At 64.4% G+C, this 14,168-nt stretch carries 14 protein-coding genes; 3 read left to right on the plus strand and 11 right to left on the minus strand.

Features of this window, described 5'->3' with window-relative positions:
* Positions 1-10 precede the first annotated feature (10 nt).
* Positions 11-898, minus strand: a complete 888-nt coding sequence (locus ACIU1A_RS07270; RefSeq protein WP_140624547.1) for a DMT family transporter — start codon at positions 896-898, stop codon at positions 11-13.
* A 323-nt stretch (positions 899-1,221) separates the two neighbouring features.
* Between ACIU1A_RS07270 and ACIU1A_RS07275 the strand changes: the two genes are divergently transcribed.
* Both ACIU1A_RS07275 and ACIU1A_RS07280 read left to right on the plus strand, forming a co-directional pair.
* On the plus strand, positions 1,222-1,803 hold the full coding sequence (locus ACIU1A_RS07275) for a VOC family protein (RefSeq protein WP_140633401.1): 582 nt from the start codon (positions 1,222-1,224) through the stop codon (positions 1,801-1,803).
* A 27-nt stretch (positions 1,804-1,830) separates the two neighbouring features.
* Positions 1,831-2,718, plus strand: a complete 888-nt coding sequence (locus ACIU1A_RS07280; RefSeq protein ID WP_404926978.1) for a glutathione S-transferase family protein — start codon at positions 1,831-1,833, stop codon at positions 2,716-2,718.
* 153 nt (positions 2,719-2,871) lie between these two features.
* On the opposite strand, the gene ACIU1A_RS07285 is transcribed toward ACIU1A_RS07280, so the two are convergent.
* Positions 2,872-4,383, minus strand: a complete 1,512-nt coding sequence (locus tag ACIU1A_RS07285) for a S10 family peptidase (protein WP_404926979.1) — start codon at positions 4,381-4,383, stop codon at positions 2,872-2,874.
* A gap of 516 nt (positions 4,384-4,899) precedes the next feature.
* Between ACIU1A_RS07285 and ACIU1A_RS07290 the strand changes: the two genes are divergently transcribed.
* Complete coding sequence (locus tag ACIU1A_RS07290) at positions 4,900-5,406, plus strand: OsmC family protein (protein ID WP_140494488.1); 507 nt, start codon at positions 4,900-4,902, stop codon at positions 5,404-5,406.
* A 14-nt stretch (positions 5,407-5,420) separates the two neighbouring features.
* On the opposite strand, the gene ACIU1A_RS07295 is transcribed toward ACIU1A_RS07290, so the two are convergent.
* From ACIU1A_RS07295 to ACIU1A_RS07335, 9 genes are all read right to left on the minus strand, one after another.
* Positions 5,421-5,639, minus strand: a complete 219-nt coding sequence (locus tag ACIU1A_RS07295) for a hypothetical protein (protein WP_140494486.1) — start codon at positions 5,637-5,639, stop codon at positions 5,421-5,423.
* Between the two features lie 151 nt (positions 5,640-5,790).
* A complete protein-coding gene (locus tag ACIU1A_RS07300) occupies positions 5,791-6,426 on the minus strand; it encodes a hypothetical protein (protein ID WP_140728190.1) in 636 nt (211 codons plus the stop codon).
* Positions 6,427-6,508: 82 nt separating this feature from the next.
* On the minus strand, positions 6,509-7,264 hold the full coding sequence (locus ACIU1A_RS07305; RefSeq protein ID WP_140494482.1) for an SDR family NAD(P)-dependent oxidoreductase: 756 nt from the start codon (positions 7,262-7,264) through the stop codon (positions 6,509-6,511).
* Positions 7,265-7,312: 48 nt separating this feature from the next.
* Positions 7,313-8,782: an amidophosphoribosyltransferase gene (gene purF, locus ACIU1A_RS07310; RefSeq protein WP_404926980.1), complete on the minus strand. Its 1,470-nt coding sequence runs from the start codon at positions 8,780-8,782 to the stop codon at positions 7,313-7,315.
* A 121-nt stretch (positions 8,783-8,903) separates the two neighbouring features.
* Entirely contained in the window at positions 8,904-9,575 is a 672-nt protein-coding gene (locus ACIU1A_RS07315) for a CvpA family protein (RefSeq protein WP_140494478.1), read from the minus strand.
* A gap of 43 nt (positions 9,576-9,618) precedes the next feature.
* Positions 9,619-11,022 (minus strand): DNA repair protein RadA, encoded by a 1,404-nt coding sequence (gene radA, locus ACIU1A_RS07320; RefSeq protein ID WP_140494476.1) that lies wholly within the window; start codon positions 11,020-11,022, stop codon positions 9,619-9,621.
* 86 nt (positions 11,023-11,108) lie between these two features.
* Complete coding sequence (locus tag ACIU1A_RS07325) at positions 11,109-12,599, minus strand: replicative DNA helicase (protein ID WP_140494474.1); 1,491 nt, start codon at positions 12,597-12,599, stop codon at positions 11,109-11,111.
* 225 nt (positions 12,600-12,824) lie between these two features.
* Complete coding sequence (locus tag ACIU1A_RS07330) at positions 12,825-13,796, minus strand: small ribosomal subunit Rsm22 family protein (RefSeq protein WP_140624553.1); 972 nt, start codon at positions 13,794-13,796, stop codon at positions 12,825-12,827.
* A 3-nt stretch (positions 13,797-13,799) separates the two neighbouring features.
* Positions 13,800-14,123, minus strand: coding sequence for a YnfA family protein (locus ACIU1A_RS07335; protein ID WP_404926981.1), 324 nt, complete (start codon positions 14,121-14,123; stop codon positions 13,800-13,802).
* Positions 14,124-14,168: the final 45 nt, after the last annotated feature.

The raw sequence follows: 14,168 nt of genomic DNA on the forward strand, positions 1-14,168 counted from the left end.
ATCTGGCCCGTCACAGCCGTTTGCGGAAATGCTCGCCGCCGACGATCAGCAGCCCTGCGGTGATGATGAGAGCAGCGCCGAAAAACACTTCGCGACGCGGCACGTCGCCCCAGATGGCGAAGCCGAGCGCGAAGGCCCACAACAGCGAAGTGTATTCCAGCGGCGCGATGATCGAGGCCGGCGTCCGTTTCATGCCTTCGAAGAGAAGATACTGCGCCAAGCCGCCGAGCGCGCCGACGCTGGCAAGCAGAAGCAGTTCGCTCCAGCCGGGCATCTGCCACCAGAGCAGCGCGGGCACCGCCGAGAATATCAGGAAATAGAAATTGTTGAGCAGGAGCTGGATCATCGAGCGCTCGGCAAGTGCTGTCTTGCGCAACAGCACGATAGCGACGCCCCACAGGAAAGCGGCGGCCAGCACCAGCAGCACCGGCACGGACAGGCCGAGATGGGCAGGGTCGCAGGCGACGAAGACGCCGGCGAAGCCGATCGCCACCGCCAGCCAGCGTAGCATGGGCACTTTTTCGCCAAGCATCACCACCGAAAGCACGATGACGATGATCGGGGCCGCGTAATAGACGGTGGTCAGTTCGGCGAGCTGCAGGCTGCGCGCGGCATTGTAATAACAAAGCCACGCCGCCAGGGTGAAGACGCTGCGCAACAGCATCGGCCACACGATCGGCGACCGCGCCGTCTCCGCATAGAGATGCCGTCCGCCGATCGCCGCGCAGGCGGTCAGTATGGTGATGCTGCGGAAGAACAGGATCTGCCAGACGCTCATGCCGGCTACCAGCAGCTTGATCGAAGCGTCCTGCGTCGAAAAAAGCAAATAGGCGGCGCCGGTCAGGAGGATACCGGCGAGAACCCTTTCGCGTGTTTCGAGAATGGCGACATCGGCCATGCGACAAGCGGCCTTGTGTGAAAACGGCTCCGGCCCCTGTCGGCTCCGCTCCCGCCAGCTATAGGGGCGAAACCTTGCATGGCGCTGCTCCAGCGCCGTGCTTGCGTTGGGGCAGGGCCGATCCCGATGCGGCTTCTGGCGCGGCGCGACTGATTGGTTTAGCATCGTCTCACAAAGCCGGCGCGTAAGGTTCGGCGAGCCAAGGGAACGGTGCGGATCAGGAAGCCAGCGCTCGCATAAGAGACGCCATTCGCATCATGCGCGGTGGGCCTGACAGCTGGCACTTACGGATATCGAAACGCCGACATCAGGGGGAGAACGCAATGCAGAAACTGCAATCGCAAGGCGTCCATCACATCACGCTGGTCGGCGCCGGTCGCCAGACATCGATCGATTTCTGGGAAGGCGTGCTGGGCATGCCTTTCATTTTCGAGCAACCCAACCTCGACAAGGCAGCCGAAAGCCATCTCTATTTCGATCCGGGCGACGGGCGGCTGATCACCATCTTTACCGACGAGACCCGCACGCCGGCAAAGCGCCGCACCCCGACCGATACCGGCTGCGTCCACCACATCGCCTTTGCCGTGTCGCGCGTGACCTTCCTGCAGGCGGTCGCCCGGCTTGACGAGCGCGCCATCAAGCACAGTGGCGTCAAGGACCGCGGTTTCATGGATTCGATCTATTTCGAGGATCCGCTTGGCCTGCTGATCGAACTTGCTTCCTACCGTTTCGAGCCGCCGGCCGGCTTTAGCCATGCCGACGTGCTGATGGAAGCGCACAAGCTCCGCGTCGCGCGTGGCGACTACAACATCGCCGAGGCGCATCTGGCCGACGCCATCCAGGCGCTGGTCGAGCGCTCGCGCGCGACATTGTCGGCCGACAGGGCGCCACGCAATCCATATTGATTTTTGAATAAGCAAAGGGAGGAACACATGGCAAAGACAGCGACGAAGGGTGCGAGGAAGCCGGCGGCCAAGGCGACACCAAAAGCCACGGCGAAACCAGCAGCAAAAGCTTCAGCCAAGCCGGCACCAAAAATATCGGCAAAGCCTTCGGCCAAGGCGGCGTCAAAAGCAGCAACCGCCGGCAAAACCGCGTCCAGGACCAAGGGGAAATCGGCGAAGAAACCCGCCCTGATGATCAGCATGCTGAAGCCCAGCGTCAACAACATGACGGTTCGGGTGTTTGCCCGCGCCGCCGGGCTGGACCATGCCGAGGCCGACGCCTGGGGCAGCACGCGCTCGCCCGAATTCATGGCGCGCAACCCGGCCCATCTGACTCCGATGATCGAGGACAAGGGCCTGCCGCGAGGGGTGCTTTGGGAAAGCTGCGCCATCATGCAGTATCTCGCCAACAAGCACGGGCTGGAGAAATTCTACCCCAAGGCGCCTGCCAAGCGGGCGATGATCGACAGCGCCATGTTCTACCTGATCGGCACGCTCTATCCCTATGTGGCGCGCGCCACCTATCCGGCGCTCGGTTTCCCGCAATATGCCGGAGAGGTCGGCCACAGCGACGCTCATCCCGACAGGAAGGCCGAGGCGCAGAAGGCGGCGATCGCCGCCATCTCCGAACCGCTGGAGGTGTTCCACTCTTTCTTCAGGGATGGCAAGCCCTTCATCGGAGGCAAGAACCCGTCTATCGCCGACATCCGCCTGGCGGCGACACTCGAATTTCTCGCCGTCATCGACTATGCTCTGCCCGAATGGGCCAGCGACTACATGGCCGCGATGGAGAAGAAGCTCGGCAAGGCCTATGCAGACCCGGCCAGCGACGTGCGCGGCTACATTGCCCATGTGAAGTCACAGCCACGGGTGTGAGATCGCTTCGGCGCCGCAGGCCGGTTGAAGGCAGCCGGCGGCCAAGATGAACTGCGATGTCCTTCGCGGCTCCTTTGCCTGGAGGACAGAGGAGCGAACTGTCCCGCCAGCGTATCGCGGACTGCCCGTCACTCCGGTGTTTCCAAGCGACGCTTACTGCGTCGCTTGGTAAAGCTCCGCCGCCGCTGCCTTGAGCGCCCGCCTTCCGTCCGGCCTGAAATACATCATGTGTCCTCCGTCCAGCACATCGACGCGGATGGGCTTTGCACCGGCGAGCGTCGGTACCTGGTTCACCAGATAGCGAGATGCCAGATAGGGCGTGACGAGGTCGGTGTAGCCGTTGACGATGACGACGCCGAGCGCGGGATTGAGCGAGCGCGCCCGCTGCAGATCGTTCATCACGCCGGCATAGCCCTGCCGCGATGTGCCGTAGTCCCAATTGCGGCTGATCTCGCCATTGAGCAGCCGGTAGCTGACATCGGTGTGGTAGTTCAATTCGTCGCGGGCATAGCCGACAAAAGCCGAGGTCAATGCTGGAACGCTGCGGTCGAGCACAGGATCGGGTCCGGCGGTGCGAGCGCTTTCAGGAGCGATGTCGGCCGTGCCGATCATGGCGTCATAGGGGCTGAGCACCTTGCTTTTCGAGCGGGCAAACTCCCTCGCGAAAAGGCTGGTCGGTATACGCGCGAAATTCCGCTGCACGAGGTCGAGGGGCAGGCCGGTGATCTCGGCCACCCGCTGGCTCGCCAGCCGCCCGCCTTGCTCCAGCCCGCTGGCCAGCGCCGTGAGGTAGTCGCCAAGCGCATAGCGCTCGACCGCGGCCAACTGCGCCCGCAGCGCCTCGCCGGTAACGCCGTCGGCACTGAGCCGCACCGACGCCAGCGAGGGGAGTTCGAGAGCCCAGTGCAGCGGCTCGAATTCGTCGGGTTGCACCAGCATGAATTCCAGCGCCGGCGAGATCAGCACGATGCCGCTCGGGCTAAGGCCGACATCTTCCTGCAAAGTCCTGGCCAGCAGCGCCGCGCGAAACCCGCCATAGCTTTCTCCGGCCAGGAAAAGCGGCGAGCTGCTGCGGCCGTTCTGGGCCAGATAGAGCCGGATGAAGGCGCCGATCGAGCTGGCGTCCTGGTTGACGCCCCAGAAATCGTGGGTGTTCTGCCCGGGAGCCTCGCGGCTGTAGCCGGTGCCGACCGGATCGACAAAGACGAGGTCGGTCATGTCGAGCCAGCTGTCCGGATTGTCCATGATCTTTTGCGGCGGCGGCAGGAATTCGCCATCGGCTCCGGTCGTGATGATGCGCGGACCGAGCGCACCGAGATGCAGATAGGCGGAAGCCGCCCCGGGGCCGCCATTGAAGACGAAGGTAATGGGGCGTGGTGCCGTTTTTGCCGCGTCGGCCGGTGGCCGCAGCGTATAGGCGACATAAAAGATCTCCGCCGTGACGTCGGCCTTGCCTGAAAGCAGCGACAGCGTGCCGGTCTTGGCCTGATAGTCCAGCTTGCGTCCGGCAACCGTGATCGAATGGCTGGTGACCTGCGGCGGCGGCAGCAGCGACAGCACACCGCCGGTCGGCGCCGGCCTCTCCGGCGTTTCAGCCAGGACAGGCTGTGCGAAGGCAGCAAGCATCAGCAGGATGAGAGAGATCAGTTTCAACTTGAACGGCATGACGCCTCCGCGAGAACGCTTGTCGCATAGCTATAGCCAATGCGATCGAAGTCAAAGGAAAGGCTTGTCCGGCTGAAGACGGATCGCCCGCCATCAAGCAACGAATCCGGGTCAGCGGGTTCCGTGCAAGCCTTCTCGACGCGCTATTGAGAGAGCATTGAATGAAAAAAACCGCCTGTACGGCGGGTCCGTGGCGCAACTCAGCACCATAACCAGAAATATACCATAGTTGCCTTCACCTTGTCAAGAAAAAATTCCTAATCAGGAGAAACCGCCCGCACACCCGACTGCCCATCGCCAGCCCTCGTTGACCCGAGTCGATCACCGGAAAATGGGACGGCGGCACTCGCCACGGCTCAGACGGTCTTTGAGGCCTCGTCCGTCCATTTGGGATAGTGGTTGCGCGCGCCTGTGTCCCAACGCGATGATTATGTTTGCTTTCCGGTGTGATCGGGTCAAATCTCGGTGGGTTGACGCATGCCAGCGCCAGAAACGATCGTCGAAAGGGGCAGCGAAATGGACGCCACCGCACTGAAGGCCATGCAGGCGCCGCTGAAAGAGACCTATCGCGATGATGCTTCGCGCGCGCTCATCACGCTCAGGGCCAGAGGCAGTCTCGATGACCAGTCGATCGCCTGCAAGGTCGAGACGGGCAGGGCTCTCGCGATTGCCGGTCTGCATCCCGCAACCGGCGGCTCGGGGCTCGAGCTTTGCTCGGGCGACATGCTGCTGGAGGCACTTGTGGCCTGCGCCGGCGTGACGCTCAAGGCGGTGGCGACGGCGCTCGAATTCAAGCTCGGCGCCGCCACGGTCGAGGCCGAAGGCGACCTTGATTTTCGCGGCACGCTTGGCGTTGCCAAGGATGCGCCGGTCGGTTTTCGCGCCATCAGGCTGAATTTCAGTCTCGACACCGATGAGCCGCAGGAGCGCATCGATTCCTTGCTGAAGCTGACCGAACGCTACTGCGTGGTGTTCCAGACCATCAACCAGAAGCCGGAACTGACGGTCAGCGCACGGCGCTGACGCCGCATCGCGCCTTACTGCGCTGCCGGTTCCTCCGCGTCGCCCTCGTCGGTGAAGGGTGACGCGCTCGGCACGCATTGCAGCGACCAGCCGGTCGGGGCCGGCTGCTTCTGGTATTCGGTGATGGCGGCGGTGCATTGTTCGCGCTTGTCGAACGTGCTGGGCAACACGACCATGCCGCCTTGCGGGCCGGCGATTACCAGGTACCAGACCAACGCTACGCTCGAAGCCATGGGAATTTCCTTGCTCTGCCCAGCCGGGGCTTGTTGTGGGAATCTATGCGATCCTATCAACTCTGCGGAAATGACGAAAGCATGACCGCGACTCAGCTTTCCGCCCCGCCACATCACAGCCGCGTGATGTGGCGGGGCGGGCGAGGTCTGGTCAATTCGTTGCGAAACAATAGAACAGGCCGTCGCCGCCGGTGCCTTTCAGCGCCTCCTGGCCGCAGCCGCCGCGCGAAGCATGCGAAGAGTTCCAGGATTTGGCGGCAGCTGAATCGTCGAGCCCGGTGCGGTCGTGATGGCCCATCATGGCTGCCCCTTCCGTGCCGCTCATCGTCCAGTCACCGCAGGTCTGGTCGGCGATCCTGGTGCCGTCGGGTTTCGAGCCGGTCAGCATATCGTGGCGGTTCGGCGTGTCGCCGCGGCCGTTGACCATCTCGCCTTTCTCGGTGAGCGCCGTCTGCTTGGTGATGCCGTTGGCATCGCCGTGCAGCGAGGCGACGTCGTCGGCTATCTTGATGCCCTTGGCATTCACCCACGGTCCCTTGCCGATGCGGTCGCGCGCATCCTCGGTGCTGGTCGACAGATATGCGGCCCAGGTCTTGCCGGTGACGCCGGCTGCTTCCGCCAGCGAGGCGCAATGCGCGTCGGCGCCCTTCAGGCCGCCGAGGTCGGCCCCCTTGCCCGAGCCGACGCTGGTGACGAAGAAACTCATCTTGGCATCTTGTGACAAGGCTGTGCCGGCGGCCAAGGCGGAGATAGTGGCGGTGGCGGCGATGAGAATAAGTCTGCGCATGTCGGTCCTCCGGGTTTGAGCTTCGAATGTACATTCGAGGAACGCCGCCCGGAGCCGAATTCTTCCGACAAAAAAGATGCGGCTATTCCGGCTGTCGGTAGGCGACGAAACGGTTGTGCTTGGCCTGGAAGATCAATCCTGTCTCTTTCAGGTCGGGGCTTGCCAGCGGCACGATGCGTTTGGCGATCTCGGAGGGATGCGGCAGCGTTTCCGGGTCCTCGCCGGGCACGGCCTGCGCGCGCATCGCGGTGCGGGTGGCCCCCGGATCGGCGGCATTGACGCGCAAGGGCAGGCTCTGCGTCTCATGTGCCCAGGAGCGCATCATCGTCTCGACCGCCGCCTTGGAAGCCGCGTAGGGCGCCCAGAAGGCGCGCGCCGAGTGAGCAGCGTTGGACGACAGGATGATGGCCCGGCCGGCGTCGGAGAGCCGCAGCAGTGGGTCGACCGAGCGGATCAGCCGCCAGGTCGAGGTGACGTTGATGGTCATCACCTTCTCGAAGGTTTTCGCCTCGACATGGCCGATCGGCGAGATCACGCCGAGCACGCCCGCATTGGCGACGAGAATGTCGAGCTTGCCCCACCGCTCATGGATGGCGCCGCCCAGGCGGTCGATGCCGGCCATGTCGGCAAGGTCGAGCGGCACCAGCGTCGCTTCGCCCTTGCCGGTTTTGGCGCGCTCGGCCTTGATCTGGTCGTCGAGTTCTTCCAGCCCGCCCACGGTGCGCGCCACGGCAATGACGTGGGCGCCGGCGGCAGCCAGTTCCCTGGCGATGAAGTAACCGATGCCGCGCGAGGCGCCGGTGACGACCGCAACGCGGCCGGAAAGGTCGAAGGTCATGCGATAGATTCCGGAAATATGGCTATGGCAACTGGCAGTGCGGCAATCCTATGCGCCGCTCGTCGCCAGCAGCGACAGCGTGCGCACATTGTCGTGGCCTTCGAAGTCGAGCAGGCGGCTCGGATACTGGCCGGTGAAGCAGGCGTCGCAGAATTGCGGCTGCTCGTTGTCGCGGTTGGCCTCGCCGACGGCGCGATAGAGTCCGTCGATCGACAGGAAGCCGAGCGAATCGACGCGGATGAATTCGGCCATCTCCTCGATCGACATACGTGATGCCAAAAGCTTCGATTTTTCTGGCGTATCGACGCCGTAGAAGCAGGAGGCGCTGGTCGGCGGCGAGGCGATGCGCATATGCACTTCCTTGGCGCCGGCGTCTCGCACCATCTGCACGATCTTCTGGCTGGTGGTGCCGCGCACGATGGAATCGTCGACCAGCACGACGCGCTTGCCCTCGATCATGCGGCGGTTGGCGTTGTGCTTCAGCTTGACGCCCATGTGGCGGATCGAATCGCCGGGCTGGATGAAGGTGCGGCCGACATAGTGGTTGCGGATGATGCCGAGCTCGAAGGGGATGCCCGCGGCTTGCGAAAAGCCGATTGCCGCCGGCGTGCCGGAATCCGGCACCGGCACGACGATGTCGGCCTCCACGGGATTTTCCTGCGCGAGTTCCGCGCCGATGCGCTTGCGCACCTCGTAGACGTTGCGGCCTTCGACCGAAGAGTCCGGGCGTGCGAAATAGACATATTCGAAGATGCAGAAGCGGGTTTTCCGCGGCTCGAACGGGAACAGGCTCTCGATGCCCTTGGAGGTAACGACGACCATCTCGCCGGGCTTCAGGTCGCGCACGAAACGCGCGCCGATGATGTCGAGCGCGCAGGTTTCGGAGGCCAGGATCCAGGCACCGTCGAGGTCGCCCAGTACCAGCGGGCGGATGCCGAGCGGGTCACGGCAACCGATCATCTTCTTGGCCGTCATCGCCACCAGCGAAAAGGCGCCCTCGACCTGGCGCACCGCATCGATGAAGCGCGAGTTGAGATCGCGCTCCTTGCTGGTGGCGACGAGGTGCAGAAGCGTCTCGGTGTCGGAGGTCGAGGAGAAGATCGCGCCTTGCTTCTGCAGCGCGCGCTGCACGGTCATGGCGTTGGTCAGATTGCCGTTATGGGCCACGGCAAAACCGCCATCGGCCAGTTCGGCGAAGAAGGGCTGGATGTTGCGCATGCCGGCGCCGCCGGTCGTGGCGTAGCGCGTGTGGCCGATGGCGCGATTGCCTTGCAGGCTGTCGATGACGCGTTGCTTGGTGAAGGTGTCGCCGATCAGGCCGACATGGCGTTCGACATGAAACTGGGTGCCGTCGTAGGAGACGATGCCGGCCGCTTCCTGGCCGCGATGCTGCAGCGCGTGCAGGCCGAGCGTGACGATGGCCGCCGCGTCCTGCCGGCCGAAAATGCCGAACACGCCGCATTCGTCGTGGAAGTGATCGTCAGCTTCCGCGGAAAGCACGTGGTCTGCGTCTGCCATGGGGCTCAAGCTCCGCTAAAATCGCCATATAAGGCGACAGCGCCGTAAAAGCAACGCGCCCGGCGATGGTTCACGATCACCGCCAGTCTCGGGCGCCTGTTCTGCGGCGCCCGATCACTCATCAATTCGCCGGCGCCGCCGGGGCCGGATTGGCCGGTGCGTTGTCCGCGGGAGGCGTTCCGGCATCGCTGTCGTCAGGAGCCGGCGCATTGGCATCGTCCCCTCCCGCCGGGGCATCCGTGGCCGGTGCGTCCGGTGCGGCGGGCGTTTCGGCGGCCGGCTGATTCGGATTGAGCTTCTTGAGGATGGCGTTTTCCGGATCCTCGGGCAGCAGGCTTTCAAGCTTGGCGCCGATCTGTTCCAGCAGCGGCCGCGACTTGGCCTCCGTGACCCAGGCCGGTGCCTTGGCGCCGGCCAGCCAATTGAAGAACAGCAGGGCCACGGCAACCACCAGAATGCCGCGGGCGGCGCCATAGAGGAAGCCGAGCGTGCGGTCGAGCGCGCCGATGCGGGAATCGATGATCCAGTCGGCGAGCTTCATGGTGATGACGCTGACGACGATCAAAGCGATGATGAAGACGACGCCGGCGGAGGCCGCCATGGCGATCTTTTCATTGTCGATGTAGGGTTTCAGGTAGGGCAGCACGGGCTTGTAGAAAAAGAACGCCGCCGCGGCTGCCGCCGCCCAGGACACGATGGACAGGACCTCGCGTGAAAAGCCGCGAACCATGGCGAGCATCGCCGAGACCAGGGTGAAGCCGACGAGAATTCCGTCAAGCAGCGTTATCGGCATCTTTGTCGCCCCACTCCCTGTCGCTCACCACCAGGTGAGCCCGTCATTCTTCGTCGTTGGCGCGGCTGCGCCGTGAGCCGGCTATGCGCGCCACGAGGTCGGCGAGCTCGGTGGGCTGGAAAGCGCCGGCCCCGATTCCTCCGGCAAGTTCCTCGCTGCCCAAGGGCAGAACCGCGCTTGCGAAACCCAGCTTTTCGGCCTCCTTGAGACGCTGCTGCGCATGCGCAACCGGCCTCACGGCGCCAGAAAGGCTGATTTCGCCGAAATAGACGCAATCGGCGGGAAGGGCAAGACCGGTGAGCGAGGAAACCAGTGCGGCCGCCACCGCCACATCGGCCGCGGGCTCGGAAATGCGGTAGCCGCCGGCTACGTTCAGATAGACGTCCTGTTGGCCGAAGCGCACGCCGCAATGCGCCTCGAGCACCGCCAGGATCATCGACAGCCGGGCGCCGTCCCAGCCAACGACGGCGCGGCGCGGCGTGCCGAGCGAGGAGGGCGCGACCAGCGCCTGGATTTCGACCAGCACCGGCCTTGTGCCTTCCATGCCGGCGAAAACCGCCGCTCCCGGCGATTTCGCGTGGCGCTCGCCGAGGAACAGCTCGGACGGATTGGCAACCTCGCGCAGCCCCTTGTCCGACATTTCGAAGACGCCGATCTCGTCGGTCGGCCCGAAACGGTTCTTGACGGTGCGCAGGATACGGTAGTGATGGCCGCCTTCGCCCTCGAAATAGAGCACGGCGTCGACCATGTGCTCGACGACGCGCGGGCCGGCGATCTGGCCTTCCTTGGTGACATGGCCGACGAGCACGATCGCAGCACCCGTGGATTTCGCATAGCGGATCATCGCCTGGGCGGCCGCACGCACCTGGGTGACGGTGCCGGGCGCCGAATCGGCGAGGTCGGTCCACAGCGTCTGGATCGAATCGAGGATCACCAGGTCCGGCCGCTTACCGTCGGCGATCGTGGCAAGGATATCCTCGACATTGGTCTCGGCCGCAAGCTCGACCGGTGTGGAAGCGACGCCGAGGCGCTGCGCGCGCAGCCTGATCTGGGCGACCGCCTCCTCACCCGAGACATAGACGATGCGGTGGCCCCTCGAGGCAAGGGCAGCAGCAGCCTGGGTGAGCAGCGTCGACTTGCCGATACCGGGATCGCCGCCGACCAGCAGCGCCGAGCCGCGCACGAAGCCGCCGCCCGTGGCGCGGTCGAGCTCACCGATGCCCGACACGATGCGCGGCGCGTCCTCGATATCGCCGGAAAGCGTGGTCAGCACCACCGCGCGGCCCTTGCGGGCGTTGCGCGTATTGGCCGGCCCGGAACCGATGCCGCCGGACGTACCTTCCTCGACCAGCGTGTTCCATTCGCCGCAGGCGTCGCATTTGCCGGCCCAGCGCTGATGCACCGATCCGCAGTTCTGGCAGATGAACTGGACGCGGGATTTAGCCATTAGCGAGGCCTGCTTCGGGATCGCCGATGCTGGATAGGTGGGCGGGACAGAGGGGGTGTGACGGAGCGCGACGGTGAGTCAAAAAGCTACTCAAACCTTTCCGCGATATGATGTTCCTCCGCCAGATCCGAGAAGCGGGTGAATTCGCCGTGGAAGGCTAGCGTGACCGTGCCCGTCGGTCCGTGACGCTGCTTGGCCACGATCACCTCCGCCTTGCCGCGCATCTCGTTCATCTCGTTTTCCCACTTGATGTACTCATCGGTGCCGAGCTTCGGCTCGCGGTTCTTGAGGTAGTATTCCTCGCGGTAGACGAAGATCACGACGTCGGCGTCCTGCTCGATCGAGCCGGATTCGCGCAAGTCCGAGAGCTGCGGGCGCTTGTCGTCGCGGCTTTCAACCTGTCGCGAGAGCTGCGACAGCGCGATGATCGGCACCGCGAGTTCCTTGGCCAGTGCCTTGAGGCCGGTGGTGATCTCGGTGATTTCCTGCACGCGGTTCTGCGAGGCCCTGGCGCTGGAGCCCTGCATCAGCTGGATATAGTCGATGACGATGAGGTCGAGGCCGCGCTGGCGCTTCAGGCGCCGGGCGCGGGCCGAGAGCTGGGCGATCGAGATGCCGCCGGTCTGGTCGATGAACAGCGGGATCTTCTGCATGGTCTGCGAACAGGCGACCAGCTTTTCGAAGTCCATTTCGGTGATCTCGCCGCGGCGGATCTTCGAGGAGGAGATTTCCGTCTGTTCGGAGATGATACGGGTCGCGAGCTGTTCCGACGACATTTCGAGCGAGAAGAAGCCGACGACACCGCCATTCGCCGCCTTGAACGACCCGTCGGCCTGCTGCGCCGGCACATAGGCCTCGGCGACGTTGAAAGCGATGTTGGTGGCGAGCGACGTCTTGCCCATGCCCGGACGGCCGGCAAGGACGATCAGATCGGACGATTGCAGGCCGCCCATGCGGCGGTCGAGGTCGCGCATGCCGGTGGCCAACCCCGACAGGTGGCCGTCGCGCATGTAGGCGGCGTTGGCCATGTCGACCGCGGTCTTGACCGCGTCGGTGAAGCTCTCGAAGCCGCCGTCATAGCGTCCGGTTTCGGCCAGCTCGAACAGGCGCCGTTCGGCATCCTCGATCTGCTCGGACGGCGACATGTCGACCGGCGCGTCATAGGCGATGTTGACCATGTCCTCGCCAACGGTGATCAGGGCGCGACGCGTCGCAAGGTCATAGATGGCGCGACCGTAATCTGCGGCGTTGACGACCGTGACGGCTTCGACCGCCAGGCGCACGACATATTGCGCCACCGTCATGTCGCCGACCTTCTCGTCGGCCGGCAGGAAGGTCTTCAGCGTGATCGGCGTCGCCACCTTGCCCATGCGAATGAGCTCGGCCGCGATCTCGAAGATCTTGCGATGCAGGGGTTCGTAGAAGTGGCTGGCCTTCAGGAAGTCGGAGACGCGATAGAAGGCATCGTTGTTGACCAGGATCGCGCCGAGCAGCGCCTGTTCCGCCTCGATGTTGTTCGGCGCCTCGCGATAGAGCGGTTGCTCCGCCACGCCGAATTTCCGCGCTGCCTCTGCCATGATGTCCCCGATTTCGATCCCGGTCTCTCGATATCAGAATCGGAAAATTGAGTGCTGACTTATCTGCAACAGTTATCACCCAAGCAGATTTGATGCCCACTGTTCACAGAAACAAAAAACCGTCCACAGGACAGTATTCCCGTGCCCTGATTCCGATTGACTCGACAAGGTGCTGATTCTACGCGACGGTTTGGAACAAAGCAAGAACGATCGTCACCCGAATCCCTACGCTGTATCGAGCACATCGCCCCAGTCCGACCGCCGTGCCGCCTTGAACAGTTCACCGTCACGCTTGCTGAAAAGCGTCTCTCCGGCACTGCCGTCCGGCCGGCAAAGCTTGAGCGCCGCCTTGCCCGAGCCGGTTTTCGGTGGCGCGATCACCCGCGCCGCGCGGACTGGCGCCGGCTGCCTCGAAGCCGCGACATAGATGAACTTCTCGTCCTCCCATGGCACTTCGGCGTCCTTGGCCAGCCGGTGCAGGCGCGAGCGGGCGACGCGCCGCGAAAAGTGGCACCAGTCGGGCGCGATGAGCGGGCAGGGGGCTTCGTGCGGGCAAGGTGCCAGCACATGCGCGCCCGCTTCTATCAGTTGCCGGCGAACCGCGAGAACACGCTGCCAGCCCGCCGGCGTGCCCGGCTCCACGATCAGCAGCGTGTCTGTCGTGAGCTGCCACAGCCGATCGACCATTTTGGGCAGGGATGCCGGTGCGATCTCGTCCAGCACATAGGCGCAGGTGACCAGGTCCGCCGGCTGCAAACCGTCAAGGTCGATGGTCACGTCGCCGGCCTGCCAGGCGATCCGGGCAGCGATCGCATCGGCGGCAAGCGCCTCGCCGACCTTGCGCACCGCAGCACTGGCTTCCAGCAAAACCGCCTGTTGAAGACCGGGCCACAGGTCCGCCGTCGCCCAAAGCACCGTGCCCGGGCCGGCGCCGACATCGAGCAGGGTTTCCGGCGCGAATTCCGGCTGCGCTTCGTTCACCGCGTCGAGACTGGCGCGGACGGCGGCATAGGTCGCCGGCAGCCGCGTCGCCAGATAAGCCTTGACCGCCATATCCTGCGCCATATGCAGGCGACCGTCGCGCATCTCGGCGCGGTAACGGTCCGACAGGGTTTTCGCCGCCTGCCTGAGCACCGGCAGCGGCACGTTTTCGAGGGCACGATCGACAGCCTGTCGAAGCGGGGCAGGCAGTTCCACGGCTCATGCCCCTCGTGGTGCGAGCAGGATGACAGAGGCGCCCACTATGCAGAGCGCCGCCCCCGCAAGGTCCCACCGGTCGGGACGCACGCTTTCCACCAACCAAAGCCAGGCCAGCGACGCCGCGATGTAGATGCCGCCATAGGCGGCATAGGCGCGGCCGGCCGCGCCGGTGTCGACCAGGGCCAGAAGCCAGGCGAAGAGAACGAGCGAAACGAAACCTGGCAGCAGCCACAGCGGCGATTTCTCCAGCCGCCACCACGCCCACACCGAAAAACAGCCAGCGATCTCGGCGAGCGCCGCGGCTGCATAGAGGAGGTAGGTCATGAAAAAGGCCTCGCGACGATCACGAGGCCTTTTTCAGGGCACGAG

It is taken from the genome of Mesorhizobium maamorense (assembly GCF_044998965.1).
GTDB lineage: Bacteria > Pseudomonadota > Alphaproteobacteria > Rhizobiales > Rhizobiaceae > Mesorhizobium.